Raw genomic sequence first — 26,651 nt, forward strand, 5'->3', positions numbered from 1 at the left:
CGCGCCAGATGATTTCCTTGGTTTTCAATATATATCTCCTTCCAGGTCCAGCGCTGGCGCGGCGACAGGCTTGGCGGCAACGGCGGCTGGTTTTTTCTCAAAACGCTGCGCCAGGGTGCGCAGCAATACATAGAACACAGGCGTCAGGAACAGGCCGAAGAAGGTCACGCCCAGCATGCCGGCGAAGACCGCCACGCCCATGGCATGGCGCATTTCCGAACCGGCGCCGTTCGAGAACACCAGGGGCACCACGCCCATGATGAAGGCGATCGACGTCATCAGGATCGGACGCAGACGCAGGCGGCACGCTTCCAGCGCCGCTTGCACGACGGTGCGGCCATGCTCTTCCAGTTCGCGGGCAAATTCCACGATCAGAATCGCATTCTTCGACGCCAGCCCCACCAGCACGAACAGCGCGATCTGGGTAAACACGTTGTTGTCGCCACCGGTCAGTTTCACGCCCAGCAGTGCGCACAGGATCGACATCGGCACGATCAGGATCACGGCCAGCGGCAATGTCCAGCTTTCGTACTGGGCGGCCAGCACCAGGAACACCAGCAGCACGCACAGCGGGAACACATAGATCATCGTATTGCCGGACAAGATGTCCTGGTAGGTCAGCTCCGTCCATTCATACGAAATCCCCTGCGGCAGCACTTCCTTGGCGATGCGTTCCAGCGCGGCTTGCGCCTGGCCGCTCGATACGCCAGGGGCGGCGCCGCCATTGAAGTCGGCTGCTGCATACGCGTTGTAGCGCTGCACGCGGTCCGGGCCATAGCTGTCCTTGACGCGCATCAGGGACGACAGCGGGATCATCTCGCCCTTGTCGTTGCGTACCTTCAGCTGCGCGATATCCTGCGCATGCGAACGGAACGCCGCATCGGCCTGCACGCGCACCTGGTAGGTGCGGCCAAACTGGTTGAAGTCGTTGACGTACAGCGAACCGAGGTTGATCTGCAAGGTCTGGTAAATCGTTTGCAGCTGCACGCCCATCTGCTTGGCTTTCACGCGGTCGACGTCGGCGAACAGCTGCGGCACGTTGATCTGGTAGCCCGAGAACACGCCCGCCAGTTCCGGCGTCTGGTACGCTTTCGCGGCCAGTGACTGGGTGGCGTTGTACAGCGCGTCGTAACCGAGATTGCCGCGGTCTTCGATCATCATCTTGAAGCCGCCGATGGTGCCGAGGCCGTTGACCGGCGGTGGCGGGAAGACCATGATGAAGGCGTCCTGGATACCGCCCAGGCGCTTGTTGATCTCGGCCGCGATGGCGCCGCCCGACAATTCCTTGCTGGTGCGCTCGTCGAACGGTTTCAGGGTGGCGAACACGATACCGGCGTTCGGCGCATTGGTGAAATCGTTGATCGACAGGCCGGGGAAGGCGATGGTCGATTCGACGCCAGGCACCGACTTGATGACGTCGGACATGCGGCGCACGACATCTTCCGTGCGGTCCAGCGACGCGGCGTCAGGCAATTGCGCAAAGCCCACCAGGTATTGCTTGTCCTGCGCTGGCACGAAGCCGGCCGGCACGGACTTGAAGGTGAAGATGGCGGCAATGACCAGCAGCGCATACACGCCCAGTGAAGCGCTCTTGCGGCCCAACACGCCTTTTACGCCCGCTTCATAGCGGTGCGAAGCGCGGCCGAAGAAGCGGTTGAACCAGGCGAAGAAGCGGCCGAAGACCATGTCCATGCCGCGCGTCAGCGCATCTTTCGGCGCATCGTGCGGTTTGAGCAGCGCGGCCGACAGGGCTGGCGCCAGGGTCAGCGAGCTGAAAGCGGAGATCACGGTCGAAATGGCGATGGTCAGCGCGAACTGGCGATAGAACTCGCCCGACAAACCAGGCACGAAGGCGATCGGCACGAACACGGCGCACAGTACCAGGGCGATGGCGACGATAGGACCGCTGACCTCTTTCATGGCCTGGATGGTGGCGTCGCGCGGCGACAAGCCCTCTTCGATATTGCGCTCGACGTTTTCCACCACCACGATGGCGTCATCGACGACGATACCGATGGCCAGCACGAGGCCGAACAGCGACAGCGTGTTGATCGAGAAGCCAAAGCCCAGCATCACGGCAAAGGTGCCGACGATGGAGACGGGAACGGCCAGCAGCGGAATGATCGATGCGCGCCAGGTTTGCAGGAAGATGATCACCACCAGCACTACCAGGGCGATGGCTTCGAGCAGGGTATGGATCACGGCTTCGATGGACGAACGCACGAACTGCGTCGGGTCGTACTCGATGCGGTATTCCACGCCTTGCGGGAAGTCTTTTTTCAGTTCGTCCATCTTGGAGCGCACGTCGGAAGACAGTTGCAGCGCGTTGGCGTTCGGCGCTTCGAAAATACCCATGCCGACGGCCGGATTATTGTTCAGCAGCGAACGCAGCGAGTAGCTGTTGGCGCCCATTTCCACGCGCGCCACGTCCTTCAGGTGCGTCACGGCGCCGTCGGCATTCGTGCGCACGATGATGGCGCCGAATTCCTCGGGTGTCTGCAGACGGCCCTGGGTATTGACGGTCAGCTGGAAGTCCGAGTTCTTCGCTGGCGAGGCGCCGATCACGCCTGCAGCCACCTGCACGTTCTGCTCGCGGATCGCGTCGACGACGTCATTGGCCGTCATGCCGCGTGCCGCCACCTTTTGCGGGTCGAGCCAGATGCGCATGGCGTAGTCGCCGGCGCCGAAGATCTGGATGTCGCCCATGCCGGGCAAACGGGCCAGTTGATCCTTGACGTTCAGTACCGCGTAGTTACGCAGGTACATATCGTCATAGCGCTTGTTTGGCGAGACCAGGTGCACCACCATGGTCAGGTTGGGCGAGGACTTGACGGTCGTCACGCCGATCTGGCGTACTTCTTCGGGCAGGCGCGGCAAGGCGCGCTGCACGCGGTTCTGCACCTGCGTTTCGGCCTGCTCGACGTTGGTGCCGATCTTGAAGGTCACGGTCAGCATCATCGCGCCATCGGACGTGTTTTGCGAGGACATGTAGAGCATGTTCTCGACGCCGTTGATCTGCTCTTCGAGCGGCGCGGCCACGGTTTCGGCGATTACTTTCGGATTGGCGCCCGGGTACTGGGCGCGCACCACCACGGATGGCGGCACGACGTCAGGATATTCGGAGATGGGCAGGCCGAAAATCGACAGCAGCCCGGCCACGAATATGACGATCGACAGCACCGCCGCGAAAATCGGCTTGTCGATGAAAAAGCGGGAAAAGTTCATGTTTATTCCTTGGAAGTCGATGCTGCTTTCGCGGCGATCTTGGCATCTTTTGCTTCAGGTTTTGCGGGAGCGGCAGGCGCGGTCGGATCGAAATCCATCGCCACCATCTGCGGCGTCACCGGGGCGCCCGGGCGCACGCGCTGCAAACCGTTGACGACGATTTTCTCGCCCGCTTTCAAGCCTTCACGCACCACGCGCAAGCCGTCCGAAGTCGGGCCCAGCTTGACGGCGCGGTATTCGGCCTTGTTGTCGGCGCCCACCACGTAGACGTATTTGCGGCTTTGGTCCGTGCCGACGGCGCGGTCGCTGATCAACAGCGCCGTGCTTTGCGCCTGCGGGCCGTTGCCGCCATCAAGCTGGATGCGCGCGAACAGGCCAGGCACGAGCTGGCGCTCGGCGTTGGCGAAGGTGGCGCGCATGCGCACGCTGCCCGTGGCCGGGTCAAGCTGGTTGTCGACGAATTCCAGCTTGCCTTCATGCGGGAAGCCTGTTTCGTTGGCCAGGCCGACCTTGACGGTGACGGGCGTGCCCTTTTGCGCCGTGCCGGCCACGCGCAGGTAGGTATCTTCATCGCCGTCAAAGCTGGCGTAGATGCGGTCCGTCGACACCACAGAGGTGAGGATGGCGGAAGCGTCGATCAGGTTGCCAACGGTGATTTCCGCCTTGCTGACGCGGCCGCTGATCGGTGCCTGCACCTGCGTGTACGACAGGTTCAGTTTCGCCGCTTCATACGCGGCTTGCGCCGAGCGGACATTCGCGTCCAGCTCTTTCAGGCCCGACGCCTTTTCATCGAATTCGCGCTGGGCGATGGCTTTTTCAGCCAGCAGCTTTTCAGCGCGCGACAATTCCAGCTTGGCCAGTTCCGCCTTGGCGCGGGCCGAGGCGGCAGTGCCTTCGGCGCGCGACACTTCGGCCTGGAATGGGCGCGGATCGATGACGAACAGCACGTCGCCCTTTTTCACTTCGCTGCCCGGCTTGAAATTGACGGCCGTGATGAAACCGCCGACTCTCGAACGGATTTCCACGCGCTCGATCGCTTCCAGGCGACCCGAGAATTCCTGCGTTTCCGTGATCTGTTTTTCAACGACGGCGGCGGCCGAGATGGGTGGGCCGCCGGCCGCTGGCGCGTCGGGCACCTTGCTATTGGCCGAATCGCAGCCAGCCAGACTCACGGCCACCAGTCCTGCCAGCGCGAGCGAGGCAGCCAGGGGCTTGAGCAGAGTGGAAAATTGTTGAACGTTTTTCATTTTATTTCCCTGTTTTATGAAAATTTCTAATGGTATGGGCGGCAGGAAGCAACCCAGCTAAAAAGAGTGAATGGTGGTGCCATGGCGCCCGACGGCGCTCGATCAAAGGTAAACAGGCCGCCAGCTGCTTAAAAGCGGACGGGGACGACAAAGCTGGCTGTGCGAACGCACAACTCAGGCAAGATGGGAACTACACTGCATAGTGTAGCAACCGAAACTTAAAAAGTAAACTGATTAGTGTAATTATTTTGCGGTGCCGCAGATGGCGGCGTCATGACTCGGGCTCCTGCCCCAGTCCAGCGACAAAGCTGGCGATTTCACTCAATACCTGCACCTTGCAGGCGCACTCATTGCGGGCGCCGGCATCCTGCAGCGGCGCGGCAGCCATGCGCCGCACGGTGGTCTTGATGCCGCAGGCAATCAATTTGCTGCCGTATTGTTCAGCCTCGTCGCGCAATGGGTCATCTTCGCTGGAGAGGATGAGCGCTGGCGGCAGATTCTTCAGGCGGCTTGATTGCAATGGCGACGCGTACGGATGGGTACGGTCAGCGGCATTCGGCAGGTAACCACGGTAGGCGGCGGCGCATTGATCGGCCACTTCCGCCAGGTCAGGGCACGTCGGCAAGTGGCGCATCGAACAGGTCGACAGGCCGGGATCGAGCATGGGCATGATCAGCACCTGGCCCGCGAGGGGCGGTCCGCCCCGGTCGCGCGACATCATGGCGCACACGGCGGCCAGATTGGCGCCCGCCTCGATACCCGACACCAGCATCTGCTTGCCAGTCCAGCCCAGCTTGGACTTGTTCTTTTTTGCCCACAGCAGCACGGCGTGCGCATCTTCCACGGCGGCGGGGAATGGCCGCACCTTCGCCAGCGTATAGTTCGCGGCCAGCACCACATGGTCGGGATTGCTCAGCACGAGGCAGCGCAGGAAGTCGTCCGCATCGTCCAGGTCGCCGTCGACAAAGCCGCCGCCATGGAAGAAAACGATCAGGCTGGCCTGCTTGGCGCCCGGCACGCCGGCCGTGTAGACGCGCGCGCCGAGCGCATCCTGCGCGCCCTGGACCTGGATGTCGCGTATCTTCAGCGCCTGGCCAGGAGCCAGTTCAGCCACGGTGCCGGCAACGCTCATTGCGCCACCACCGGCTGCACCGCAGCATCAAGTACCGTGTCGTTCAGGCACAACAGGGCGACGCCGCCCACTTCATGGGTCAGGGCGCTATAAGCACTGGCTTCGCTTTGCGCCGCCAGTGAATACGCATCCGTCGATACCATCGCGGCCAGAGCGAGCGCAACCGCAACCAAGGCGGGTACTGCAAAGTGTCCATTCCGATAAGCCATGATGTTTCTCCTGTTGTACTTCCTGCGGCATCACATTTATGCTGCAGTACAACAACTATAGACTTGATCTACAATCTAATAAAGAGTGCAATGACGAATTGATTGTTCAGGATTCTGAATAATCAAGCCTAAAGTGACAGGAATTCAAGTGAACAAGCTGCAAGCAATGGAAGTTTTCATCCAAGTCGTCGATGCGGGCGGCTTTACGCGCGCGGCGGAAAACATGCAGCTGCCGAAAGCCACCGTGTCCACCCTGATCCAGTCGCTGGAAGCGAGCCTGTCGGTCAAGTTGCTCAACCGCACCACGCGCCACGTCAGCATCACGTCAGACGGGGCCGCCTATTACGAACGCTGCGTGCGCATCCTATCGGACGTGCGCGAGGCCGAGGAATCGCTGTCGCGCACGCGATTGAGCCCCAGCGGGCGGCTGCGCGTGGACGCGCCCACGGCCCTGGCCAGCGAACTGATCATCCCTGCCCTGCCCGATTTCTTTGCCCGCTACCCGGACATCTCGCTGGAACTCGGTTGCAGCGACCGCCCCGTCGACCTCATCGAAGAAGGCGTCGACTGCGCCGTGCGCGGCGGCGAACTGGGCGACCTGAACCTGATCGCGCGCCGGGTCGGCGTGCTGCACTTCATGACGTGCGCCTCGCCCGGCTACCTGGCGCACCACGGCACGCCGCTGCATCCAAACGACCTGCCCCGCCACCGGGGCGTGAATTTTTTCTCCGCCAAGACGGGCAAAACGTTTGACTGGGATTTCACGCGTGCCGGCGAACGCATCCAGATCGCCATGCCCAGCCATATCGCCCTGAACGACTCGAACGCCTACACGGCCGCGGGCCTGGCGGGCCTGGGCATCGTGCAAATGACGCATTTCATGCTTGCCCCATTGATAGAACAGGGCAAAATGGTGGAATTGCTCAATGAATGGGAATCCGACCCGCTGCCCATCCACGTGATCTATCCGCCCAACCGCCATCTGTCCGCCAAGGTGCGCGTGTTTGTCGAATGGGTCGCCGACATGTTTACCAACCACCCGGCCACGCAGCTCAAGAGCAGGAATGCCAGCCCGAGCCCGCGCGCCACCCTGACCGAGGCCCAGCCATGACCGCAGCAAGCACATCGCCCCACCGCATCGTCTTCCTCGACCGCGACAGCCTGATCGCCACCGTGCGCCCGCCCGCCTTCGCGCACAGCTGGGAAGAGCATGCGCACACCAGGGGCAGCGAACAGACGGTGTCGCGCCTGCAAGGCGCCACGATCGCCATCACGAACAAAGTGCCGCTGCGCGCGGCCGAGCTGGCGCAGCTGCCGGACCTGAAAATGATCGCCGTGGCCGCCACCGGCACGGATATCATCGACCTGCTCGCCTGCCGCGAGCGAGGCATCGTCGTGGCGAATATCCGCGACTATGCACGCGCCACCGTGCCCGAACACACCTTGGCACTGATGCTGGCCCTGCGCCGCCAGCTGGTGGCCTACCGCGCGGACGTGGAAGCGGGCCTGTGGCAGGCATCGGACCGCTTCTGCCTGTTCGGCCACCCGATCCGCGACCTGGCGGGCAGCCGTTTGGGTTTGCTCGGCTACGGCGCGCTGGGCAAGTCCGTCGCGCAGCTGGGGCGCGCCTTCGGCATGCAAGTCATCGTGCATAACCGCTCGCCCATCGAGGACGACGGCGTGACGCAAGTGAGCTTCGATGACTTGCTGGCCACGTCCGACGTGCTGAGCCTGCACCTGCCTTTGACGGACAAGACGCGCAACATCATCGGCGCGCAAGAACTGGCGCGCATGCAGCCGACGTCGCTGTTGATCAACACGGCGCGGGGCGGCCTCGTCGATGAAGCGGCGCTGGCTGAAGCATTGAAAAGCGGCGTGATCGCCGGCGCCGGTTTCGACGTGTTATCGAAGGAGCCGCCGCTGCCCGACAACCCGTTGTTGAATTTGCGCTTGCCCAACTTCATCCTCACGCCGCACACGGCCTGGGCCAGTGGCGAAGCCATGCAAAAGCTGGCGGACATCCTGATCGGCAACGTGGAAGCGTTCGAACGGGGTGCACCGACAAACGTGGTGGCATGAGCGTATTGCACGAACTCGATGAACTGCTGTGCGGCGATGACGAGGAATACGACCGCCTCGACCTGTTTCATGAAGCGGACGAGCTGATCGGACAACTGCGGGTGGCCGACGTGCCCGCACTGCTGGCCCTGTGGCAGGCCCGCAGCCTGTGCTGGCAGCAACGCTTTACCCAAGCCAGCAGGTCCATCGGCAGCGACGTGCTGCGCGCCCTGCTGGACGGTTTGCTGCAGATCAAGGAGGCCCCGCACGGCGTGTTCGAACTGATGAACCGCCTGCCGCCCGTGGCCGACACTTCTGCGCTCAGCGACGCGCTGCTCGATTACGCCGAGCAAGCCTGGCATGCGCAGGGGCCGGCAAGACACCGGCAAATCCAGATCAGCTGCTGGAGCTGCGGGCTGTCGGGCAGGCTGTTGAAGCGGCTGGGGTTTTCCTCCTGGAAGGAAGCGGGACAGTAGTTCTTACGATGCCACCGGCGTCTCAAAGGAAAATCCCGGCGCATACGCGTGATAGCCATCGAAATCGCCCTTGCCGATGCTGGCTCCCTGGCTGCGGGCAATCGCATACGCCATGCTGAAGTGAAAATAGAAATTCGGCAGGATATACAAATTGAGGTATTCGTCGGCCGGCAGCGCGATGTCGGCAAAGCCGGCGCGGTCGCGGCAGATGCGCCCGGGCGGCCCGTCAAAACGTTCGGCGGGAATATCCTGGAGGTAGCGCATGGTCTGTGCGATCTGCTCCTGCAGGCTGGCGGCGGCGCTGAAATCGGCCACGACCAGGCCCGCCAGCGGGCAGCAGCCGCGCAGGGAAAAACTCACGGCCGCGCGCACTTGCTGGGCAAACGGCAGCATGTCCGGGTGCAAACGCGCCGCCAGCATCGATGGCGCGGTGCCGGTCTTGTCGAGCATGGCGGAAAGCTGCGCCAAGGAGCGGCAAAATACGGTGACGGGATGGCTGTTCATCATTTCCTTGTGCAAGATTCAATATGACAAGAGTGTGCCACAGGCAGCCGCGTCCCCGTCACATTAACGCCGGTGCTTGCTGAAAAAATCCCAGATGACGTCATTCGCATCGACGGCGCGCGTGGTCTTGCCGATGGGCAGGCCGATATTGAACGCATCGGCGCCCGGCCACGTGTGGCCGCCATCCCTGACGGTGAGCAAGGCAACGCTGGCGCCGCCGGCACCCTGCTCCAGCCAGCTTACTTGTGTCGTATCGCCAGCCGGGCCAGGAATCAGGCGCGGCTGCGGCGTGGCGCCTTCGATGCCGTTGTGCTTGCGCCAGTAATCAAAGGTGCCCTGCGCCGACAGATAGCCGTTGGCCTTGCCTTCGTGCAGCACGACCTTGTCGGCCGTTCCCTGTATCAACAACATGCCGACCTTGCCGCGCTGTTGATGGTGCCGCACCACGGGTTCCGGCATGGGCGCGCCCACCGAGGCGACGGCGGCAAACTGCTGCGGCAGCTCGGCCGCCAGGCGCAGGGCAAAGAAACCGCCGCGCGACAGGCCCGTCGCATAGATCCGTTTGTCATCGATGCGGTAATCCTGCTTGAGTTTGCTCAACATGGCTTGCGTGAAACCGACGTCATCCGTGCCCGTCAGGTAATCCATGCCGAAGCCCACGTTCCAATCCTGCTTGATGCCTTGCGGATATACAACGATGAACTGGTGCCGATCCGCAGTCTTGTTCATTTGCGTGTACAGCATTTGTTCCGCCATGCTCATGCCGCCGCCATGGAAATTGAAAACGACGGGAAAGGCTTGCTGCGGCGCGCTTTGGTAAGACGGCGGTGTGTAGACGATGTAGCGGCGCTTGTCTTCCTTGTGGACGAGGCTGCTCACCTGGGCCAGCGCGGATGTGCACAAACAGGTCAGGGTCAACAGGCTGATGGCGATTTTCATGGGCTTCCCTTCAAGTCAAAGAGCAGCCAGCATAAGCAGGAGCAGGTGAAATCGCGGTGAAATCCGCTGACTTTATGGCGCCGGGACAGGAACGATCGCGACACGGTATTGCGTCGCGCCGGGGTGGAAAGCAATGTCCCAGCGCATCGCTTGCGCCAGGCGCAGCAGCAGGTTCTGGCCATGCGCGAAACCGTGGACGCGCCGTGACTGCCCCGCCTGCACGGTATTGATGATGTTCAGGTGGCCTTGCGCAAACGCAATGCTGATGCGGCAATCGGGGCCGCCATGAAACAGCGCATTCGCCAGGCAATTATTGATGAGCAACATGACCAGCTGCCCGTTGCCGGCCACGTCCAGCCGCTCGGGCACGTCCAGGGTCAGCAGGCTGGCATCCCAACGATATTCGTCGAGCAGGCGCAGCAGGCATTGCTCCATGCAGCCGCGTAACTCCACCATGTCGCCGGGCAGTTGCTCTGCCCGTGCCAGCGCGAACAGCACGTCGATGGTAGCGCGCATCTCGTCCGAGGATTGCCGCAGCTGCGCCTGCTCTTGCCTGCCCAGGGGCCGCGCCTCAGCCAGCGCCAGCGTGTTGTGCATCAAGGTCAGCGGCGTGCGCAGTTCATGGCTGACGTCGCGGGCGAAGGCCTGTTCGCGCTGCAACACCGCCTGCAGTTCGGCAAACGTGGTTTCCAGGCGGCGCGCCAGGAAACCGATCTCGTCGGGGCGGTCACGCTCGCTGAAATGGACGGCGCTGCCGGGCGCCAGCTGGCGCGCTTCCTGGGCCAGGCGCTGCAGGGGCAGCACGAGGCGCCGCGCCAGCCAGTACGCCAGCAGCAAGGCCAGCGAGATCAGCGCCAGCGCCACGCCCAGCACGACACCACCCACCTCTTGCGCCAGGCGCTGCACCACCAGCACGGGCGCCACGTCGGCCAGCAGATAGCTGCGCTGCGGCTTGCCAGCGGCGACGAGATCCAGCGCCAGCACGTGATAATGCTGGCCCGTCGTGGTAAACACTTCCCCGCGCGGGGCTGACGGCGGCACTTGCTCGCGCACCACTTGAGGCAGATCATGGTAGTTGACGTAAGTCTTGATGAGGTCGTTACCAGACGGCGTAAGCTCACCGTGCTGGCGCAAATGCTGGCTGACCACCGCCGCTTCGCGTTCGAGCAGGCGCTGCACCAGCATGTCTTCCGTCACGTAGGCGATCACCAGCGCCAGGCATGTGTAGCACAGACATAGCAACACGGTGAACCCGGCCAGGGCAGCGAACAGGCGATGCCGGATCGACTTGCTCATGGAAACGCCGCAGTGTCGAAGGCAAGGCGGTAGCCCAGCTGCGGTATGGTCACCAGCATGCCCGCGCCGCCGGCCAGCTCCAGCTGCTTGCGCAGCGCGTAGATGTGCGATTTGAGCGCATCGCTGTCGGGCGGCTGGCTGCCCCACAGATGCTGCAGCAAGGCCGAACGCGACACGGCATGCGGATGCTCGCGGCACAGCAGCAGCAATATCTTGAAACCCGTCTGCGTCAAAGGCAGCGCCACGTCACCGAGCAGGGCGCGTCCTTCGCGCGTCTGCAAGGTGAAGGGGCCCACGCGCATTTCCTGGTGCACGTGCAGCTGGTGCCGGCGCGCCAGCGCTTCGCAGCGCAAGGCCACTTCGCGCAAGTCGAACGGTTTGCTCAGGTAATCGTCGGCGCCGTCGCGAAAGCCGCGTGCCTTGTCTTCATACGCATCGCGCGCCGTCAGCATCAAGATCGGCACATTGCTGGGAGCGCCCGCCTTGATGGCGCGGCACACTTGCAAGCCATCGATGTCGGGCAGGTTCAGGTCCAGCAGCACCACGTCATAGTTGTTGCGCGTGGCCAATTGCACGGCCAGCGCCCCCGTGCCCGCATGGTCGGTCTGCCAGCCCAGGCCGTCGAGGAAGTCGAGTACCTGGCGCGCGATGGCCAGGTGGTCTTCCACCAGCAATATGCTCAAGGGCAAGCGATTCATGGAGTGCCGGCAATGCGCGCATACAGCCAGAAGTTGCCGGACCTACCGCGAATTTGCCGGTAGCAGCGCAGATAGCCTTCGCGCTCGAAACCGCAGCGTTCCAGTACGCGGATCGAACGTTCATTGCTCTCCAGCACAGTTGCCTGGATGCGCAGGAAGCCCAGGCGCTGGAAGCCCCAGTCCATGACCGACGCGGCGATGGACGTGGCCACGCCCTGCCCCCATACGGCAGGAGACAGATCGTAGGCAATCTCCGCCGTGCGGTGCTGCGGGGAAATGGCATTGAAGCCGATGGTGCCCACCAGCTGGCCGCTCTCGCGCAGCACGATGGCCAGGCGGATGGACGACGCTGGTTGGGCCGATGCATAGTCATCGAAATTGGCCTGCAGATCGTCGACGCAACGCAAGTCCCAGCTCGTATGTTCCACGACAACAGGATCGGCCAGGTAGGCATACCAGGCGGGCGCGTCGCTGCGTTCCAGGTGGCGCAACGTCACCAGGGCATGATCCGAACTGGGTAAATCGACAGCTTTCATTGCTTGGCATCCTCCTCAGGCTAGCGGGCAATCGGCGGCCAGCCAGGATGTAAAATCATTGGCGGCCACCTCAAAATCATCGCGTTGCATCGAGCCATGCCCGACCAGATACACGGTGCGGTCGCCGCCATCGAGGGCCAGCATGACGGCGCGCCCGCCGCTGTCGTCGCCGATGGTGATGTAGCCTGGGCAGGATTGCTGCGTGTCATATGTTTCGTTACGCTCAACCAAACTTTCTGCGCCATACAGCAATACCTGTTCACCGCGCATGCCCTCCTCCCAGTCCCGGAGAAAGTGCAGGTAGTACGCCGGCAAGGCATGGCCCAGCCAGCGCTCCATCGCTTCGATTTCCTGCTGGCTCACGCGGTGCCCTTGCGCCGCGCTTCCCACTCGCGCCGCAGCAAGCCGTACAGGGCGGAATCGCTGACGTGGCCACCGACGATCCAGCGTTCGCGCAAAAAACCTTCCCTGTTGAAACCCTGGCGCTCGAGGGCGCTGGCCGAGCCCGCATTGAGCGGGTCGATATCGGCTTCCAGGCGGTTCAGGTCGCGCTCGATGAACGCATATTCCAGCAGCGCCGACAAGGCTTCGTGCATATAGCCACGACCCCAGTGCGGACGCGCCAGCGCGTAGCCGATCTCGGCGCGGCGGTTCTGGCGGTGCACGGAAAACAGCGTGCAGCTGCCCAGGTATTCACCCGTCTCCTGCAATTCGATGGCGAAGCGGAAGAATTCTTCGTTGTCGAAGGCGGCGCCGTCCTCGGCGATCTGGCGCGCCGCGCGGCCCGCATCGTCCCAGGGCGGTTCGCTGAAATAGCGCATCACTTCAGGGTCGGAATGCATGGCGAACAGGGCCGCCTCATCGGATGGCTGCGGCTTGCGCAGGATCAGGCGTTCAGTGGTGATGGTTTTCGTGTAGGCCATGCGACTCCAATCAAAGGTTCAAAGGGGCAATGCTTATTATTCCATGCAACTATAACGAAGTGGCAATTTTGTGACGGTGCTTTTAATGTAGTATGGCAATATTTCCACCATATCATTGATGCAACTTCATGATCCGCTTATGCCCGCAGTAAAAGAAGCAGCACATACCGACGCCGTCCCGGCGCAGCCCGAAGTCTTGAGCAAGCACAAGCGGCCGGTCATCGTCTGGGCCAGCATCGCCTTCTTTTGCATGTGCGCCATGCTGCTTGGCATGACCATCTGGATCGTCTGGTCTTCGCGCGAAGTACGCTTGCACGAAGCGAAGGCGACGACGGAACACATGGCGCGCACCCTGGCGACCCAAGCGTACATGGAACTGGAAGTCGCCGATGTGATGCTGGAAGATATCGTCGAGCACATCCGCAACGAAGGCAATAATGACGCGACCGGCGAGCGGCTGCAATCGCATCTGCAGCAGTTGTCGAAAAATATCGTGGAAATTGCCGGCGTCTTCATTTTTGACAGCCGCGGAGACTGGCTGGCCAGCTCGTCCGGCGCCGGGCAAGACGGCAACAATGCGGACCGCGACTATTTTACTTATCACAAGATGCATGCGCAGCTGGGCAGCCGCATCAGCGCGCCCGTGCGCAGCAAATCCAGCGGGCAATGGGTCTTGCCCGTGTCGCGCCGGGTGGAATTGGCGGACGGCTCCTTTGCGGGCGTGGTGCTGGTCACCCTGGGGCTCGCCTCCTTCGAACGCATCTACGATAGCCTCAACCTTGGCAATACGGGCACGGCCTTCTTTGCGCTCGATGACGGCACCTTGATCTACCGCCGGCCATTCCAGCCCGGTGTCATCGGCATGGATATTTCGTCGGGTGCGGTCCTGCGCGCCTACCGCGAAAAAGGGCCTGTCGGCACGGCCATGATGACGGCGAAGGTGGACGAAATCGAACGGCTGTACAGCTATCGCCACCTGCAGCGCTTTCCCGTCATCGTGGCGGCGGGGCTATCGGAGGAAGATATTTTCGCCGAGTGGCAACGCTTGAGCATGCAAATCGTGCTGGCGTCGCTGGCGGCAGGCGCGGCGCTGATCTACCTGTTCCGCAAGCTGATGCGGCAGATTGCCGTACGCGACCGTATCGAAGCCAGCCTGCGCGTGGCCACGACGGAGTTGCAGCACGCGAATGCGGACCTGGCGGCGCGGGCATCGCAGGATGGCTTGACGGGGCTGGCCAACCGCCGCTGTTTCGACGAGACCTTGGCGCATGAACTCAAGCGCGCCCAGCGCAGCGGGCACGCGGTATCGCTGATCATGCTCGACGTGGATTTCTTCAAGAAATTCAACGACCAGTATGGCCACGTGGCGGGCGACGAGTGCCTGCAGGCAGTTGCTGGCGCTGTGGCGCGCAGCGTCGGCCGGGCCGAAGACCTGGCGGCCCGTTACGGCGGCGAAGAGTTCGCCGTCATCATGCCCGGCACGGGCGCGGCGGGCGCCCTGGAAGTCGCGCAAGCCATCCGGGCGGCCGTGGAAGGCTTGCAGATTCCCCACGCGGCCAGCGCGAACGGCGTCGTGACCGTCAGCCTGGGGGCGGCCACGCTCCAGCCCGGCCAAGACCGCCCCACGGATAGCAGCGAGCTGATACGCGAGGCCGACGCCTTGCTGTACCAGTCGAAAAACACGGGCCGCAACCGCGTCAGCGGCGGCGTACCAGCAGCATGAGGCCGCTTATGTCCGGGAAAAGAATCGCTCTCACCATGCCGCTGTCCCTCATCGCACTGGCCGTCTGGCTGGGCTTGAGCATGGGCGGCCGCTGGCTGGAAGCCGCCAGCTATGCCTTGCCGGGCGCGGCCGTCACGGGCCGTATCGGCCTGTCATGGGCGCTGGCCGCACTGTTCGCGCTGGCGCTGCTGATGGCGTCAAACCAGCGCCGCGAAGCGGGCCTGTGCGCGCCGCAGCCGTGGAAAACGCTGTGGCTCGTCTGGCCGCCCCTGCTGTATGCGCTGCTGATGCTGTTGCTGGCCTGGGCCGGCGGCTGGCCGCAGCCGCGCGTGCTGCTGATCGTCGCGTGCAATGCGGCGCTGGTGGCCATCTCGGAAGAACTGATGTTCCGCGCCATCTTGTTGCAGGGCATGCTGGACCGCTACGCAGTCTGGCCGGCCGTCCTGATTTCCTCGGCGCTGTTCGGCCTGGCCCATACGGCCAATGGCCTGGCCACGGGCGACGTCAGCGGCGCCTTGTGGCAAGCCGTGGCCGCCACCTTGCAGGGCGTCGGCTATGCGGCCATCCGGCTGCGCACCCGCTCGATATGGCCGATGGTGCTCGTGCATGGGCTATGGGATTACGCGCTGGTAACGGCCACCTTGCCGAACCCGGCCGAAGACGGCGCGTCCATCCTGCCATACGTCGCCCTGCTGGCGGTGCTGCCCTTGTGCCTGTACGGCGTCTACCTGCTGCGCCCGAGCCAGCGCTCGGCCATATCGCAACCGCAGCCATAATGTCGCGACAAGCTTTTCCATCCATTGGCCAAGAAAATGACCGCGCATAAGGCAGGCTTGACAGCGCGGCCCATCGCATGGCATCGTTCAGCCATGCAATCGCCACGCCCTACCCTGCCATCGATTATTGCCGCCATTCCAACGATGGTGGCTTAGCAGCAGTGTGATTGCCAAAGCCGCCTGAGGGGCGGCTTTGATGTGCAGTCACTGGTCAAACCGTCTCGCAGGCTTCATTTCTTTTTTAGCGAGCGACCATGACCCCGACTTCCAGCACCAACGCTTCCCCCACCCTGCACCTCGTCTGCGGCAAGATAGCCTCCGGAAAATCCACTTTGACCAGCCGGCTTGCGCAAGCGCCGCACACGGTGCGCATCAGCGAAGACACTTTATTGGCGCAGCTGTATCCGGGCCAGATCGCCAGCTTGGCCGACTACGTGGCCTGCGCTGCGCGGCTGCGCGCGGCCATCGCCCCTTTGGCCCTGCAAATGCTGCGGGCGGGCGTGTCCGTCGTGCTTGATTTCCCCGCCAATACGCCGGCCAGCCGCGCGTGGATGCGCGAGCTGCTCCAGCAGGCGGGCACGCCGCACGTGCTGCATTATCTCGACGTTTCGGACGAAGAATGCAAGGAGCGCTTGCGCCAGCGCAATGCCAGCGGGCTGCACCCGTTCTCGACCAGCGACGCGCAATTTGATGAAATCACGCGCCACTTCGTGCCGCCTTCAGCGGCCGAAGGTTTTCATATCGTGCACGTGACCGCTTAAAACGTGCCCGGCAGCAGGATCTTTTTATCGACCTGCTGCAAGTCGCGCAAGCCGCAAAAGGCCATCGTCAGGTCCAGTTCGTTGCGGATGATGTCCAGGCATTTGGTCACGCCCGGCCCGCCCATGGCGCCCAGGCCGTATAAAAACGGGCGGCCGATGTATACGCCTTTCGCGCCCAGGGCCACGGCCTTGATCACGTCCTGGCCCGAGCGGATGCCGCCGTCCATATGCACTTCGATCTGGCTGCCGACGGCGTCGACGATGGCCGGCAAGGCTTCGATCGACGATTGCGCGCCATCGAGCTGGCGCCCGCCGTGGTTCGAGACGATCAGCGCGTCGGCGCCGCTTTCCACGGCCAGGCGCGCGTCTTCGGGGTCCATGATGCCCTTGATGATCAGTTTGCCGCCCCAGCGCTGCTTGATCCATTCCACGTCCGCCCACGACAGGCTCAGGTCGAACTGCTGCTGCGTCCATGCCGACAGCGACGACATGTCGGACACGGACGTGGCGTGGCCGACGATGTTGCCAAAACCCCGGCGTTTCGTGCCCAGCATGCCTGCCACCCAGCGCGGCTTGGTGGCCATGTTGAGGATGTTGGGAATCGTCAGCTTCGGCGGCGCCGACAGGCCGTTGCGCAAATCCTTGTGGCGCTGGCCCAGCACCTGCAAATCGAGCGTCAATACCAGCGCGCCACATTTCGCCGCCTTGGCGCGGTCGATCAGGCGGTTGATGAATTCGCGGTCCTTCATCACGTACAGCTGGAACCAGAACGGCTTTGTCGTGTTCGCCGCCACGTCCTCGATCGAGCAGATGCTCATGGTCGACAGGGTGAACGGCACGCCGAAGCGCTCGGCCGCCTGGGCCGCGAGGATTTCGCCATCGGCATGCTGCATGCCCGTCAAGCCCGTGGGCGACAGGGCCACCGGCATCGACACGTGCTGGCCCACCATGGTCGAGGCCAGGCTGCGGTTTTCCAGGTTGACGGCCACGCGCTGGCGGAATTTGATCTTGGCGAAATCGCTGTTGTTGGCGCGGTACGTCGATTCCGTCCAGGAGCCGGAATCGGCGTAGTCGTAAAACATGCGCGGCACCCGTTTCTGGGCCAGCACGCGCAAGTCTTCGATGCTGGTGATGATACTCATGCGTTTCCTCGGTCGATGGCAAGTCAAGCCATGATCGTGCATTTGCCTGCAATTGTCTATCCGGCAGGCAATGCCGCCACACTTACCAGGCGCGCGCGCCGAGGATTTTCTCGCCCAGTTCAGTCAACTGCGCTTGAGGATAGCGCAGCTTTTCCTTTTCCTCGGGGTCGCCGGGAAACGCATAGCCCTGCGGCGCGCTGCGCTCGCGCCAGCTTTGTACGCGCCAGTCGCGCAGGGACTGATTGTCTTCCTGCGCTGGCGTAAAGGAGATGTATTGGGCCAGGCGCACCTGGTCCGTCGACGTGTTCGGGCGGATGCCGTGCGCCAGCAGGCTGTTAAAGATCAGCAATTCGCCTTTCTTCATGGCGATGAATTCCATCGGGTACGGCACGGTCGCCAGGTCCGGCTGCCATGGATTGCGGTCAAGCGGCACGGTCTTGCGCCACGCCAGCAAGTTGTTGAACAATTCCGGATAGCATTGAAAACCGCCGCTCTCGGGCGACGTATCGGACAGGGCCAGCACGCCCTGCACGTTGACGGGCAGCGGGTCGAGCGTCGTATCGGCATCCCAGTGGATGAAGCCGCCAAACTTGCGCTTGCCATTGTTCGGCGTGTTCAGGTTGGCGCGGTCGATCGTTACCCACAGGTCCTCGCGATCCCAGATGTCGACAAAGGCGTCATAGACGCGCTGGGTCTGGCGGTTGTCCCACAGGGTCTGGTTGTGATACGCCTCGACCATGCCGGAACCGTTGAGTTCCTTCATCGCGTGGTCGCGCAACTGATCCCGGTTCCAGGTGGCCGGGTCGTTCTCGTCGAGTCCCTGGAATTCCCACAGGAAATCGGTTGTGCGGCGCACCTGCTCGGGCGACACGGCATCCTTGACGATGACGTAGCCATAGGTTTGCCAGTGCAAGAAGTCGCTGTCGGAAAGCACGCGCAGCGGCAGCTGTTTCTGGATGTCGCGCAACTGGGTTTGTTCCGTGTAGGCCACGGACGGGTTGCCGGGACGGTCTTCGCCGTATTGATATCGGTCTTGCATCGCTGTCTCCTGTGTTGGTGTGAGACAGATTGTGCTCCGGCAGAGCCGGGCAAAATGCGCGTTGAGCGGCCAATACTGATACTATCCTCACCATCAACTCCTTCAAAACGTCACGATGACGCCTTTATTCGAACAAGTCACGATCCCGACGGGCCACTCCTGGGGCTTGCTGTGGCGCGAACTCGATGCCATTCCCTTCATCTGGCATTACCACCCGCAATTCGAGCTGACCCTGACCGTGAATGCGCGGGGGCAGCGCTACATCGGCGACCATCTGGGCGACTTCGAACCGGGCGACCTGGTGCTGCTGGGGCCGAATTTGCCGCACACGTGGTCGGCCAGCGAGCGCATCGACAGCGCGCAACCGATGCTGGCCGTCGTCGTGTGGTTTTCGCTCGAGTGGGTGGAGCAGCTGGCGGCCTGTTTTCCGGAGTTGCACGGCGTGCGGCAGCTGGCGGCCCGCGCCGGCCCGGCCCTGCATTTTTCAGCGGACACGAGCGCGCGCTGCGCCCATCAACTGCTGCAACTGAACGCCCTGCCCGTGCCGCAGCGCCTGCCGCTGCTGCTCGACGTGCTGCTGGCGCTGGCGGGCGATGGCGCCGCGCGGCCGCTGGCCTCGCAAGCACAGACGCCGGTGCATGCCGATGGGCAGCAAAAGCGCATGGCCATCGTGTTTGACTTCATGCACGCGCATTTCCGGGAAGAGATCGCACTGGAAACCTTGGCGCAGCGGGCCGCCCTGTCGCTGGGCGCGTTTCACCGCTGTTTCAAGCGCCACGCGCATTGCACGCCGGGCGAATACCTGGCGCGGCTGCGCATCGGCCGCGCCTGCCAACAGCTGATCGAAAGCAATCTCGCCATTGCCGTCATCGCGCAAGAGGCGGGCTACCGCAACCTCGCGCATTTCAACCGCCAGTTCCGCGCCGCCAAGCACGTCACGCCGCGCGCGTTTCGCCGGCAATACCGGCGCGGCGCCAAAGACTTGGCGTAAATCCGTTCGGAAACGAAAAAGGGGATCAGATTTTACAATCTGACCCCCAATATTCTGGTGCGGCTGGCAGGAATTGAACCCACGACCCCTTGGTTCGTAGCCAAGTACTCTATCCAGCTGAGCTACAGCCGCCTAAGACAAGATTATAGCAGGGCTTTGCAGAATGGCAAAGGGCGCCGCCGCGATATTTCACAATTGATATAACAACTGAGATACCAATTGAGATAGCGCCACCCAGGCGCCGCGACAGCGCGCGCGACTTGCCCCGGCTGGCTGGCATACGGAAAATATTTTTTAAGCATCTAAATATAACACTGTTATTAAATAGTATTATATTTAAGATAATCATACAGTCTCCAGCCGTCCCATCCATCCATGCAGAGGAAATAATGCGTCCTACCTTTACCTTCTCCACATTCGCAACGGCAGGCGCCTTCGCCGCAATCTTTGCGACGCCAGGCGTGCACGCCCAGACCATGATGAGCATCAGCGCCTTGCAAGGCGATGCGGCGCCGCCGCCCGTGGTGTTCATCTCGGATACGGGCCGCGAAGGCCTGTTTTACCTGTCCGGCACCGGTTCCGCCACCGATGCCGACGGCGCCACGACTATTCTCAGCGGCAACAAACTCTACAAGCGCGCCTACAGCGGCGCCTTGCACGCGAAATGGTTCGGCCTGTCGGAAGCATCGAACAACAATACCCCGGCCGTCACCGCCGCCATCGGCAAGCTGAAATCCGGCCAGGAACTGGTGATCGATGCCGGCGAGTACAAATTCCAGGGCGCGCTCCGCCTGCCCGCGAACAAGCGCATCCGCCTGACGTCGCTGGGCACCCTGTTTTTCGGGCCAGGCGACGGCCTCATCGTTGAAAACACGCACGATGTGTACCTGGAAAAAGTCGTCGGCCTGAGCTGGACCAGCGCGACGCCCGATTACAGCACCTACAGCGGCTCGGGCGTCACCCTGCTCAATGCCAGCAATACCAATCTGAATGCACGCTGGATCGAGGGATTCAGAAATGGCATCAAGGTCACAGGCGATGGCAGCGCCAAGGGGTCCCAGTACAACAAGGTGCAATTCAATTATCTGTACCAGAACGCGGTGGGCATCTACCTGACGACGGAAAGCACGGGCAGCAAGAACTGGGTCAATGAAAACACGTTCACAGGTGGCCGCATCGCTGGCGAAACGGGCTTGCGGGCCGAGAAAGGCCCGAACCAGACGGATTACTTCAACGGCAACAAGTTCTACAACATCGGCTTCGAAAGCCTGCTCAACGGCATCGATGTCGACCATTTCAGCCACAACACGATCATCGCGCCCCGTTTCGAGCAGGTGCAATATGGCATCAACCTGAAATCGAATACCTACAGCAATACCATCATCAGCAGCAGCATTTACGAAGGCAGCTTCGTCGGTGGCGGCGTGCCGGGCAATGCGGGCAAGTACACCACGGTGCTGGGAACCTTGCTGACGACGGGTGGCATGATGTCGGGAGCGCTCAGCATCTCGAATTACGAAGGGAAATTCCTGTCGCTTAACAGGGACCCCAGCCACAGCGCGAATAGCGCGACACTGGGTAAAATCCTGAGCCTGTCCAACCTGGTCAATGTCGTGCCATAAGCGCGACGCGGGCGGAAATGCAAAAAACCCGGAAAGCGAACTTTCCGGGTTTTTCTTTACTGCTAATACTGGTGCGGCTGGCAGGAATTGAACCCACGACCCCTTGGTTCGTAGCCAAGTACTCTATCCAGCTGAGCTACAGCCGCAAACTCTGACACACTTCGCCGTACGGCGCGAAGCTTGAAACTTTCATCAAAACGAAGCGAACTCCATCTTGGCAATACTGGTGCGGCTGGCAGGAATTGAACCCACGACCCCTTGGTTCGTAGCCAAGTACTCTATCCAGCTGAGCTACAGCCGCAAAACTTCGACAACATTCCACGAACAACATGGAGGTGAAACTTGTTACAACAAAATCAGGCAAAGTCTGATTTTCAGTATTCTGGTGCGGCTGGCAGGAATTGAACCCACGACCCCTTGGTTCGTAGCCAAGTACTCTATCCAGCTGAGCTACAGCCGCGCAGGCAAACATTATAGCGTATTCATTTCGCTTTGAAAAGTTCGATTTTTCAATCGCTTAGCTGATTTTGCAGAATACCACCCCGCTCCATCGACTACCTTTTCACTGCCAAAAAGCGCACGCCTTTTTATCGGTGGACACTTCTGCTTTCACAGTGGCGCCCAGCGAATCGAGAAGTTGCTGTCTCGAAAGAAGCGGGATTATAGGGACTGCTTCCCAGCCTGTCCAGTGCTATCTGCAGGCGGCGCGCAAGCGTGCGGTGGCGGCGCGCCGCTTGGGGCTACAATACCAGCCAGACAGGGGCGTTTGTGCCTCCCCTGATGCATGACGGCGGGCATTGAACATCATGACCTATTTAACTGAGCTTAGCGGCGGCGGCCCGGCGGGGCAAGAGCCCGTGCGGCAGACTCACTGTTGCAGGATTTCCGATGGCCAAGCATGACCGCGAGCAAGATCTGCTACCCCCATCAGCGCCGCTGAGCCTCTCCGACGAGCGCCTGTCCAACTTGCTGGAAAGTATTACCGACGGCTTTTGCCTGCTCGACCGCGACTGGACCATCCGCTACCTCAATACGCGCGGCGCGGCCATGCTGGCGCCGCAGCACACGCCTGGCGCCAGCCTGACAGGCAAGAACCTGTGGCAAGCCTGCCCCGACCTGCATGGCACGGAACTGGAAACGCAGTACCGGCGCGCCATGGCGCAGCAGCACAGCTGCAGTTTCGAGCTGCTGTATCCGCCGCTGGGGCGCTGGCTGGAAGTGCGCATCTTCCCTTCCAGCGACGGCCTGACCACGTATATCCAGGACATCAGCCAGCGCAAGGCGGCCGAGGAAAGCTTGCGCCACAGCGAGGAAGACTTGCGCGCGCTGGCCAATTCCATCCCGCAACTGGCCTGGATCGCCAGCTTCGACGGCACCATTGCCTGGTACAACCAGCGCTGGCACGACTACACGGGCACCACTGCCGAACAGATGGCGGGCGACGGCTGGAGCATCGCCTATGACGCGCAGCACCTGCCGCCCATGCTGCAAGCCTGGAAGGCCGCCTTGCGCGACGGCACGCCCTTCGAAATGGAGTTCCCCATCCGCGGCGCCGACGGCCAGTACCGCTGGTTCCTGACGCGCGCCAATCCCGTGCGCGACCGGGGCGGCCAGCTGCTGCGCTGGTTTGGCACGAGCACCGATGTCGACCAGGTCAAGCGCGCGCAGGAAGCCTTGCGCGATGAAACGCGCGTGCTCGAGTTGCTCAACAATACGGGCGCGGCCCTGGCCAGCACCCTCGATTTGCCTGCCCTGCTGCAGGAAACCGTCGATGCGGCCACGCGCATCAGCGGCGCGCGCTTCGGCGCCTTTTACTATGACGATGCGGGCGAGGTCCACGACAGCCTCGCCCCCCTGCCATCGGCACGCGCCGTCAACGGCATCAGCCTGCGCGAGGCCGATGCCATCGCCACGGAACTGCGCCAGGGACCGGCCATGCGCCAGAACGACTTGCTGGCCGCGCCCGACGCCAGCGCCGGCGGCGCGCCGCCGCTGCGCAGCTGCCTGAGCCTGCCCGTCAGTTCGCGCTCGGGCCTGTTGCTGGGGCGCTTGCTGCTCGGCCATCCGCAAGCGGGCATGTTCAGCGCGCGCAGCGAACGCATCGTCTCGGCCATCGCGGCCCAGGCCGCCGTGGCGCTCGACAATACGCGCCTGTACGCGGCCGCCACGCGCGCCGCCGAAGAGCGCAAGGTGCTGCTCGACAGCGAACGCGAGGCGCGCGCCGACGCCGAGCGCACGAACCAGCTGAAAGACGATTTCCTCACCACCCTGTCGCACGAGCTGCGCACGCCGCTGTCGGCCATCCTGGGCTGGGCGCAAGTGCTGCGGCGCGGCACGCGCGACCAGGCCGACCTGCACCGGGGTCTGCAAAGCATCGAACGCAATGCGCGCGCGCAGGCGCAACTGATCGAAGACTTGCTCGACATGAGCCGCATCACCTCCGACAAGGTGCTGCTGGACCTGCAAACCATCGTGCCCGCCAGCATCATCGCCTCGGCCATCGAAACCCTGCGCCCGGCGGCCGACGCCAAGCACATCGCCATCCACAGCAACATCGCCAGCGATGCGGGCACCATCACGGGCGACCCCAGCCGTATCCAGCAAGTGATCTGGAACCTGCTGTCGAATGCCCTGAAGTTCACGCCGCAAGGGGGACGGGTCGAGATCGGCGTGCGCCGCGAGGCGAGCCGCCTGGCCATCACGGTGGCCGACAACGGCGTCGGCATCAAGAAAGACTTCCTGCCCCACGTGTTCGACCGCTTCCGCCAGGCCGACGCTTCCACCACGCGCCGCCATGGCGGCCTGGGGCTGGGGCTGGCGATCGTCAAGCACCTGGTGGAGCAGCATGGCGGCACGGTCACGGTCAGCAGCGCCGGCGACATGCAGGGCGCCAGCTTTACCGTGCGCCTGCCCTTGGGGACGCGGGCCGCACCGGCGCGCCCAAAGGGCGGCGAGCTGTCCGCCAGCCACGACTTGCGCGGCGTCACGGTGCTGCTGGTCGATGACGAGGCCGATGCGCGCGAACTGACGGCGCGCATCCTGCGCGACAGCCACGCCGAAGTGCATGGCGCCGGCAGCGTGGCGCAAGCGCTGCAACTGCTGGATCAGGTGCACCCGCATGTGCTGGTCAGCGACATCGGCATGCCCGACGCCGACGGTTTCGACTTGCTGGCGCAAATCCGCGCGCATGCGTCCCCCGATGCGGCCAACCTGCCCGCGCTGGCGCTGACGGCGTTCGCGCAACCGCAGGACCGCCAGCGGGCGCTGGCCAGCGGCTTCCAGGCCTGGGTCTCGAAACCGCTCGACCCGGCAGAGCTGCTGGCGGCCGTGGCGCAGCTGGCCGCGTCGCGCGTCAGCACCGGCGCCCGTGAACAGGGGCGCAATATACGGCCCTAAAAAGATGATGCAAAGAAATACATAGTGCAGTACAAAATGACTATTTTCATGGGTTAGCCTTCCTACTTTCAGACGCGGCACTGTCCTACAAGCAACTAAGCGAAAGTTTGCTACACTGAAATGCAGAAGCACACCTGCACGGCAGGCTGGAGACGGCGGCCTTGGCCGGCGAGAACGGCATAAGCGAACTCAAGCGCTGTTGTGCGCCCTATCTTGTTGCAAGGCGCTACTATCTTTCCACTGCCGTCAGCCCATCAGCTGCGGTAGAAGCCAGCGTTGCATAGACCGTATAACCGAGACCTTACATGCCCAGCCAAGATGAGATTTTGAAAGCCAAAATTTTGGTCGTCGATGATTCACCCGACAATGTTGACCTGATGCTGGAAATCCTGCGCGATGCAGGCTATACCAATGTCACGGCCACCATGCGTCCGGCCCAGGTTTGCCCCCTGCACCGGGAGCATTGCTACGACCTGATCTTGCTGGATCTGCAAATGCCGGAACTCAATGGTTTCCAAGTCATGAAAGGCTTGAAGGAAATCGAGCATGGCGGCTACCTGCCCGTGCTGGCCCTGACGGCACAACCAAGTTTCAAGATCGCCGCGCTGGAAGCGGGCGCGCGCGACTTCATCAGCAAGCCCTTCGACCTGATGGAAGTGCACAAGCGCATCCACAACATGCTGGAAGTGCGCCTGCTGTACAAGGAACTGGCGCAATACAGCAAGCAGCAGCAGGAACTGGCGCTGCACGATCCGCTGACGGGCTTGCCGAACCGGCGCCTGCTGGAAGACCGCATCGAGCATACCTTGCAACAATCGGCCCGCAGCCGCGGCAAGTCGGCCATCCTGTACCTGGACCTGGACGGCTTCAAGGCCATCAACGACAGCTACGGCCACGGCTATGGCGATGAGATCCTGAAAATGGTGGCGGCCCGCCTGGTGGGCGCCTCGCGCAAGGAAGACACGGTGGCGCGCATCGGCGGCGACGAATTCGTCATCGTGCTGGGCAACCTGGCCGGCAAGGGCGACGCGCGCGAACCGGCCGCCAAGCTGATCGAAGTCATTTCCGAGCCGTATTTCATCAACGACCTGACCCTGCGCCTGTCGACCAGCATCGGCATCGCCATCTATCCGGACGACGCCAGCACCGTCGACTCGCTGCTGGGCGCGGCCGACACGGCCCTGTACGAAGCCAAGCGCGCCGGCAAGAACCGCTTTTGCTGCATCCCGCACGAGGTGATCGCCGCGCAGACGCAGGTGAACATGCAAAAAAACAACATCCCGTCGATCGCCTGAGTTTCTTACCGCACAGCACGCAAAAAAAACCGGCAAGCCTTCATGGCCAGCCGGTTTTTTTATGCGCAGGATGCTTATTTCTTGCCAGCGGCCACTTCTTGCTGGCCTGCGTGCTGGTGGTCCGTTTGCGCATCGACCGTTTCCGGCGGCACTTCGATGCGCGTGATGCCGGCATCGACGGAAATCGGGTCGCTGGCGGGGAAGGTCATTTCCACGGCGTCGTCGAGCAGCTCTTCCTTGGCCCGCTCTTCGCCGCTCATGCCCTCTTCATCGGCCAGGATGGCCAGCGCGCTGGCCCATTTGACGAAATTGAGATTGGCCAGTTCGCGCACGGTGTGCACGCCAAACGCTTGCTGCAAGGCCTTGGCATCCTTCGGGCTGACGCCGCGCAGGGCGCTGATGGGCGCATTGACGATGTCGCGGAAGCTTTTGTCGGCGTATTCCTGGTCGACGATGGTATCGATATTCATGGCATATCCTTTCGTTTCGGTAAGCGGGCCTGTGCTGCATGGAGAAAATGCATGACGCCACTATGGCAGCGTGCGGCGCCCCGGTATGTGCGCAGCCGTACGTAACGGCAGGAACGGCAGCTGCTGGCGCAAACGATAATATTGCCGACAATATAAAAGTGATGGAAGGAGATCAAAATTGCCGAAAAGACAG

General features: G+C 62.5%; 24 protein-coding genes and 4 tRNA genes. 10 read left to right on the forward strand and 18 right to left on the reverse strand.

Annotated features, from left to right (window positions below; translation table 11 throughout):
• Positions 1–24: 24 nt before the first annotated feature.
• From MRBLMS1_RS04070 to MRBLMS1_RS04085, 4 genes are all read right to left on the reverse strand, one after another.
• Entirely contained in the window at positions 25–3,225 is a 3,201-nt protein-coding gene (locus tag MRBLMS1_RS04070) for an efflux RND transporter permease subunit (protein ID WP_128142664.1), read from the reverse strand.
• 2 nt (positions 3,226–3,227) lie between these two features.
• Positions 3,228–4,472, reverse strand: a complete 1,245-nt coding sequence (locus tag MRBLMS1_RS04075) for an efflux RND transporter periplasmic adaptor subunit (protein ID WP_128142663.1) — start codon at positions 4,470–4,472, stop codon at positions 3,228–3,230.
• A gap of 271 nt (positions 4,473–4,743) precedes the next feature.
• Positions 4,744–5,604: an alpha/beta hydrolase gene (locus MRBLMS1_RS04080; protein ID WP_128142662.1), complete on the reverse strand. Its 861-nt coding sequence runs from the start codon at positions 5,602–5,604 to the stop codon at positions 4,744–4,746.
• Positions 5,601–5,813: a hypothetical protein gene (locus MRBLMS1_RS04085; protein WP_485877982.1), complete on the reverse strand. Its 213-nt coding sequence runs from the start codon at positions 5,811–5,813 to the stop codon at positions 5,601–5,603. The genes MRBLMS1_RS04080 and MRBLMS1_RS04085 overlap by 4 nt, the downstream gene beginning before the upstream one ends.
• 148 nt (positions 5,814–5,961) lie before the next feature.
• Between MRBLMS1_RS04085 and MRBLMS1_RS04090 the strand changes: the two genes are divergently transcribed.
• From MRBLMS1_RS04090 to MRBLMS1_RS04100, 3 genes are read left to right on the forward strand one after another with little or no spacing between them, the layout of a single operon-like run.
• Positions 5,962–6,924, forward strand: coding sequence for a LysR family transcriptional regulator (locus MRBLMS1_RS04090; protein WP_128142660.1), 963 nt, complete (start codon positions 5,962–5,964; stop codon positions 6,922–6,924).
• The gene (locus MRBLMS1_RS04095; protein WP_485877985.1) at positions 6,921–7,892 is read left to right on the forward strand and encodes a D-2-hydroxyacid dehydrogenase; all 972 of its coding nucleotides are present in this window, start codon (positions 6,921–6,923) and stop codon (positions 7,890–7,892) included. The genes MRBLMS1_RS04090 and MRBLMS1_RS04095 overlap by 4 nt, the downstream gene beginning before the upstream one ends.
• Entirely contained in the window at positions 7,889–8,347 is a 459-nt protein-coding gene (locus tag MRBLMS1_RS04100; RefSeq protein WP_485877987.1) for a hypothetical protein, read from the forward strand. Before MRBLMS1_RS04095 ends, MRBLMS1_RS04100 begins: the two co-directional genes overlap by 4 nt.
• 3 nt (positions 8,348–8,350) lie before the next feature.
• Here the strand turns inward: MRBLMS1_RS04100 and MRBLMS1_RS04105 are convergent, their stop codons facing one another.
• The 7 genes from MRBLMS1_RS04105 to MRBLMS1_RS04135 all read right to left on the reverse strand — a co-directional run bounded on the left by MRBLMS1_RS04105 (position 8,351) and on the right by MRBLMS1_RS04135 (position 13,243).
• Positions 8,351–8,854, reverse strand: coding sequence for a DUF1993 family protein (locus MRBLMS1_RS04105; protein ID WP_485877989.1), 504 nt, complete (start codon positions 8,852–8,854; stop codon positions 8,351–8,353).
• 60 nt (positions 8,855–8,914) lie between these two features.
• The gene (locus MRBLMS1_RS04110; protein ID WP_485877991.1) at positions 8,915–9,790 is read right to left on the reverse strand and encodes an extracellular catalytic domain type 1 short-chain-length polyhydroxyalkanoate depolymerase; all 876 of its coding nucleotides are present in this window, start codon (positions 9,788–9,790) and stop codon (positions 8,915–8,917) included.
• Positions 9,791–9,862: 72 nt separating this feature from the next.
• Complete coding sequence (locus MRBLMS1_RS04115) at positions 9,863–11,086, reverse strand: sensor histidine kinase (RefSeq protein ID WP_485877993.1); 1,224 nt, start codon at positions 11,084–11,086, stop codon at positions 9,863–9,865.
• Complete coding sequence (locus MRBLMS1_RS04120) at positions 11,083–11,784, reverse strand: response regulator transcription factor (protein WP_485877995.1); 702 nt, start codon at positions 11,782–11,784, stop codon at positions 11,083–11,085. The genes MRBLMS1_RS04115 and MRBLMS1_RS04120 overlap by 4 nt, the downstream gene beginning before the upstream one ends.
• Positions 11,781–12,320: a GNAT family N-acetyltransferase gene (locus tag MRBLMS1_RS04125; protein ID WP_128142654.1), complete on the reverse strand. Its 540-nt coding sequence runs from the start codon at positions 12,318–12,320 to the stop codon at positions 11,781–11,783. The genes MRBLMS1_RS04120 and MRBLMS1_RS04125 overlap by 4 nt, the downstream gene beginning before the upstream one ends.
• Before the next feature lie 15 nt (positions 12,321–12,335).
• The gene (locus MRBLMS1_RS04130) at positions 12,336–12,683 is read right to left on the reverse strand and encodes an SMI1/KNR4 family protein (protein WP_485877997.1); all 348 of its coding nucleotides are present in this window, start codon (positions 12,681–12,683) and stop codon (positions 12,336–12,338) included.
• Positions 12,680–13,243, reverse strand: coding sequence for a GNAT family N-acetyltransferase (locus MRBLMS1_RS04135; protein ID WP_456150338.1), 564 nt, complete (start codon positions 13,241–13,243; stop codon positions 12,680–12,682). Before MRBLMS1_RS04135 ends, MRBLMS1_RS04130 begins: the two co-directional genes overlap by 4 nt.
• Positions 13,244–13,382: 139 nt before the next feature.
• Here MRBLMS1_RS04135 and MRBLMS1_RS04140 point away from each other — a divergent pair, with 139 nt between their 5' ends.
• The 3 genes from MRBLMS1_RS04140 (at position 13,383) to MRBLMS1_RS04150 (ending at position 16,503) form a co-directional block, all read left to right on the forward strand.
• Entirely contained in the window at positions 13,383–14,966 is a 1,584-nt protein-coding gene (locus MRBLMS1_RS04140) for a GGDEF domain-containing protein (protein ID WP_485877999.1), read from the forward strand.
• Between the two features lie 35 nt (positions 14,967–15,001).
• Positions 15,002–15,742 carry a CPBP family intramembrane glutamic endopeptidase gene (locus MRBLMS1_RS04145; protein WP_485878001.1) on the forward strand — a complete coding sequence of 247 codons (741 nt, stop codon included), beginning with the start codon at positions 15,002–15,004 and terminating at the stop codon, positions 15,740–15,742.
• 254 nt (positions 15,743–15,996) lie between these two features.
• Positions 15,997–16,503: a P-loop nucleotide/nucleoside kinase family protein gene (locus MRBLMS1_RS04150; protein WP_485878003.1), complete on the forward strand. Its 507-nt coding sequence runs from the start codon at positions 15,997–15,999 to the stop codon at positions 16,501–16,503.
• Here the strand turns inward: MRBLMS1_RS04150 and MRBLMS1_RS04155 are convergent.
• Positions 16,500–17,645 (reverse strand): alpha-hydroxy acid oxidase, encoded by a 1,146-nt coding sequence (locus MRBLMS1_RS04155; protein WP_139089746.1) that lies wholly within the window; start codon positions 17,643–17,645, stop codon positions 16,500–16,502. The two genes, MRBLMS1_RS04150 and MRBLMS1_RS04155, sit on opposite strands and share 4 nt — an antisense overlap.
• 82 nt (positions 17,646–17,727) lie before the next feature.
• The gene (locus MRBLMS1_RS04160; RefSeq protein WP_485878005.1) at positions 17,728–18,684 is read right to left on the reverse strand and encodes a phytanoyl-CoA dioxygenase family protein; all 957 of its coding nucleotides are present in this window, start codon (positions 18,682–18,684) and stop codon (positions 17,728–17,730) included.
• 115 nt (positions 18,685–18,799) lie between these two features.
• On the opposite strand from MRBLMS1_RS04160, the gene MRBLMS1_RS04165 reads away from it, so the two are divergent.
• Positions 18,800–19,675 (forward strand): helix-turn-helix domain-containing protein, encoded by an 876-nt coding sequence (locus MRBLMS1_RS04165; protein WP_485878006.1) that lies wholly within the window; start codon positions 18,800–18,802, stop codon positions 19,673–19,675.
• 55 nt (positions 19,676–19,730) lie between these two features.
• Here MRBLMS1_RS04165 and MRBLMS1_RS04170 read toward each other — a convergent pair.
• Positions 19,731–19,807, reverse strand: a tRNA-Arg gene (locus MRBLMS1_RS04170).
• A 344-nt stretch (positions 19,808–20,151) separates the two neighbouring features.
• On the opposite strand from MRBLMS1_RS04170, the gene MRBLMS1_RS04175 reads away from it, so the two are divergent.
• On the forward strand, positions 20,152–21,297 hold the full coding sequence (locus MRBLMS1_RS04175) for a NosD domain-containing protein (RefSeq protein WP_485878008.1): 1,146 nt from the start codon (positions 20,152–20,154) through the stop codon (positions 21,295–21,297).
• Positions 21,298–21,366: 69 nt separating this feature from the next.
• Here the strand turns inward: MRBLMS1_RS04175 and MRBLMS1_RS04180 are convergent.
• From MRBLMS1_RS04180 to MRBLMS1_RS04190, 3 genes are all read right to left on the reverse strand, one after another.
• Positions 21,367–21,443: transfer RNA gene (locus tag MRBLMS1_RS04180), tRNA-Arg, on the reverse strand.
• A gap of 78 nt (positions 21,444–21,521) precedes the next feature.
• Positions 21,522–21,598, reverse strand: a tRNA-Arg gene (locus MRBLMS1_RS04185).
• An 82-nt stretch (positions 21,599–21,680) separates the two neighbouring features.
• Positions 21,681–21,757, reverse strand: a tRNA-Arg gene (locus tag MRBLMS1_RS04190).
• Between the two features lie 428 nt (positions 21,758–22,185).
• On the opposite strand from MRBLMS1_RS04190, the gene MRBLMS1_RS04195 reads away from it, so the two are divergent.
• Both MRBLMS1_RS04195 and MRBLMS1_RS04200 read left to right on the forward strand, forming a co-directional pair.
• Positions 22,186–24,693 carry a hybrid sensor histidine kinase/response regulator gene (locus MRBLMS1_RS04195; RefSeq protein ID WP_485878010.1) on the forward strand — a complete coding sequence of 836 codons (2,508 nt, stop codon included), beginning with the start codon at positions 22,186–22,188 and terminating at the stop codon, positions 24,691–24,693.
• A 305-nt stretch (positions 24,694–24,998) separates the two neighbouring features.
• Positions 24,999–25,988 carry a GGDEF domain-containing response regulator gene (locus MRBLMS1_RS04200; RefSeq protein WP_072453016.1) on the forward strand — a complete coding sequence of 330 codons (990 nt, stop codon included), beginning with the start codon at positions 24,999–25,001 and terminating at the stop codon, positions 25,986–25,988.
• Between the two features lie 74 nt (positions 25,989–26,062).
• Here MRBLMS1_RS04200 and MRBLMS1_RS04205 read toward each other — a convergent pair whose 3' ends face one another.
• Positions 26,063–26,458, reverse strand: coding sequence for a hypothetical protein (locus MRBLMS1_RS04205; protein WP_139089750.1), 396 nt, complete (start codon positions 26,456–26,458; stop codon positions 26,063–26,065).
• Positions 26,459–26,651 lie beyond the last annotated feature (193 nt).

Source organism: Massilia sp. LMS1-1-1.1 (genome assembly GCF_040815535.1).
GTDB lineage: Bacteria > Pseudomonadota > Gammaproteobacteria > Burkholderiales > Burkholderiaceae_D > Janthinobacterium > Janthinobacterium aestuarii.

Bases quoted from the DNA above. Each gene is read 5' to 3' on its own strand.
- MRBLMS1_RS04200 (WP_072453016.1), top strand. From the start codon at position 24,999: ATGCCCAGCCAAGATGAGATTTTGAAAGCCAAAATTTTGGTCGTCGAT.
- MRBLMS1_RS04070 (WP_128142664.1), bottom strand. From the start codon at position 3,225: ATGAACTTTTCCCGCTTTTTCATCGACAAGCCGATTTTCGCGGCGGTG.
- MRBLMS1_RS04205 (WP_139089750.1), bottom strand. From the start codon at position 26,458: ATGAATATCGATACCATCGTCGACCAGGAATACGCCGACAAAAGCTTC.
- MRBLMS1_RS04085 (WP_485877982.1), bottom strand. From the start codon at position 5,813: ATGGCTTATCGGAATGGACACTTTGCAGTACCCGCCTTGGTTGCGGTT.
- MRBLMS1_RS04155 (WP_139089746.1), bottom strand. From the start codon at position 17,645: ATGAGTATCATCACCAGCATCGAAGACTTGCGCGTGCTGGCCCAGAAA.
- MRBLMS1_RS04160 (WP_485878005.1), bottom strand. From the start codon at position 18,684: ATGCAAGACCGATATCAATACGGCGAAGACCGTCCCGGCAACCCGTCC.
- MRBLMS1_RS04120 (WP_485877995.1), bottom strand. From the start codon at position 11,784: ATGAATCGCTTGCCCTTGAGCATATTGCTGGTGGAAGACCACCTGGCC.
- MRBLMS1_RS04140 (WP_485877999.1), top strand. From the start codon at position 13,383: ATGCCCGCAGTAAAAGAAGCAGCACATACCGACGCCGTCCCGGCGCAG.
- MRBLMS1_RS04105 (WP_485877989.1), bottom strand. From the start codon at position 8,854: ATGATGAACAGCCATCCCGTCACCGTATTTTGCCGCTCCTTGGCGCAG.
- MRBLMS1_RS04100 (WP_485877987.1), top strand. From the start codon at position 7,889: ATGAGCGTATTGCACGAACTCGATGAACTGCTGTGCGGCGATGACGAG.
- MRBLMS1_RS04080 (WP_128142662.1), bottom strand. From the start codon at position 5,604: ATGAGCGTTGCCGGCACCGTGGCTGAACTGGCTCCTGGCCAGGCGCTG.
- MRBLMS1_RS04115 (WP_485877993.1), bottom strand. From the start codon at position 11,086: ATGAGCAAGTCGATCCGGCATCGCCTGTTCGCTGCCCTGGCCGGGTTC.
- MRBLMS1_RS04075 (WP_128142663.1), bottom strand. From the start codon at position 4,472: ATGAAAAACGTTCAACAATTTTCCACTCTGCTCAAGCCCCTGGCTGCC.
- MRBLMS1_RS04145 (WP_485878001.1), top strand. From the start codon at position 15,002: ATGCCGCTGTCCCTCATCGCACTGGCCGTCTGGCTGGGCTTGAGCATG.
- MRBLMS1_RS04195 (WP_485878010.1), top strand. From the start codon at position 22,186: ATGGCCAAGCATGACCGCGAGCAAGATCTGCTACCCCCATCAGCGCCG.
- MRBLMS1_RS04165 (WP_485878006.1), top strand. From the start codon at position 18,800: ATGACGCCTTTATTCGAACAAGTCACGATCCCGACGGGCCACTCCTGG.
- MRBLMS1_RS04110 (WP_485877991.1), bottom strand. From the start codon at position 9,790: ATGAAAATCGCCATCAGCCTGTTGACCCTGACCTGTTTGTGCACATCC.
- MRBLMS1_RS04150 (WP_485878003.1), top strand. From the start codon at position 15,997: ATGACCCCGACTTCCAGCACCAACGCTTCCCCCACCCTGCACCTCGTC.
- MRBLMS1_RS04125 (WP_128142654.1), bottom strand. From the start codon at position 12,320: ATGAAAGCTGTCGATTTACCCAGTTCGGATCATGCCCTGGTGACGTTG.
- MRBLMS1_RS04135 (WP_456150338.1), bottom strand. From the start codon at position 13,243: ATGGCCTACACGAAAACCATCACCACTGAACGCCTGATCCTGCGCAAG.
- MRBLMS1_RS04095 (WP_485877985.1), top strand. From the start codon at position 6,921: ATGACCGCAGCAAGCACATCGCCCCACCGCATCGTCTTCCTCGACCGC.
- MRBLMS1_RS04175 (WP_485878008.1), top strand. From the start codon at position 20,152: ATGATGAGCATCAGCGCCTTGCAAGGCGATGCGGCGCCGCCGCCCGTG.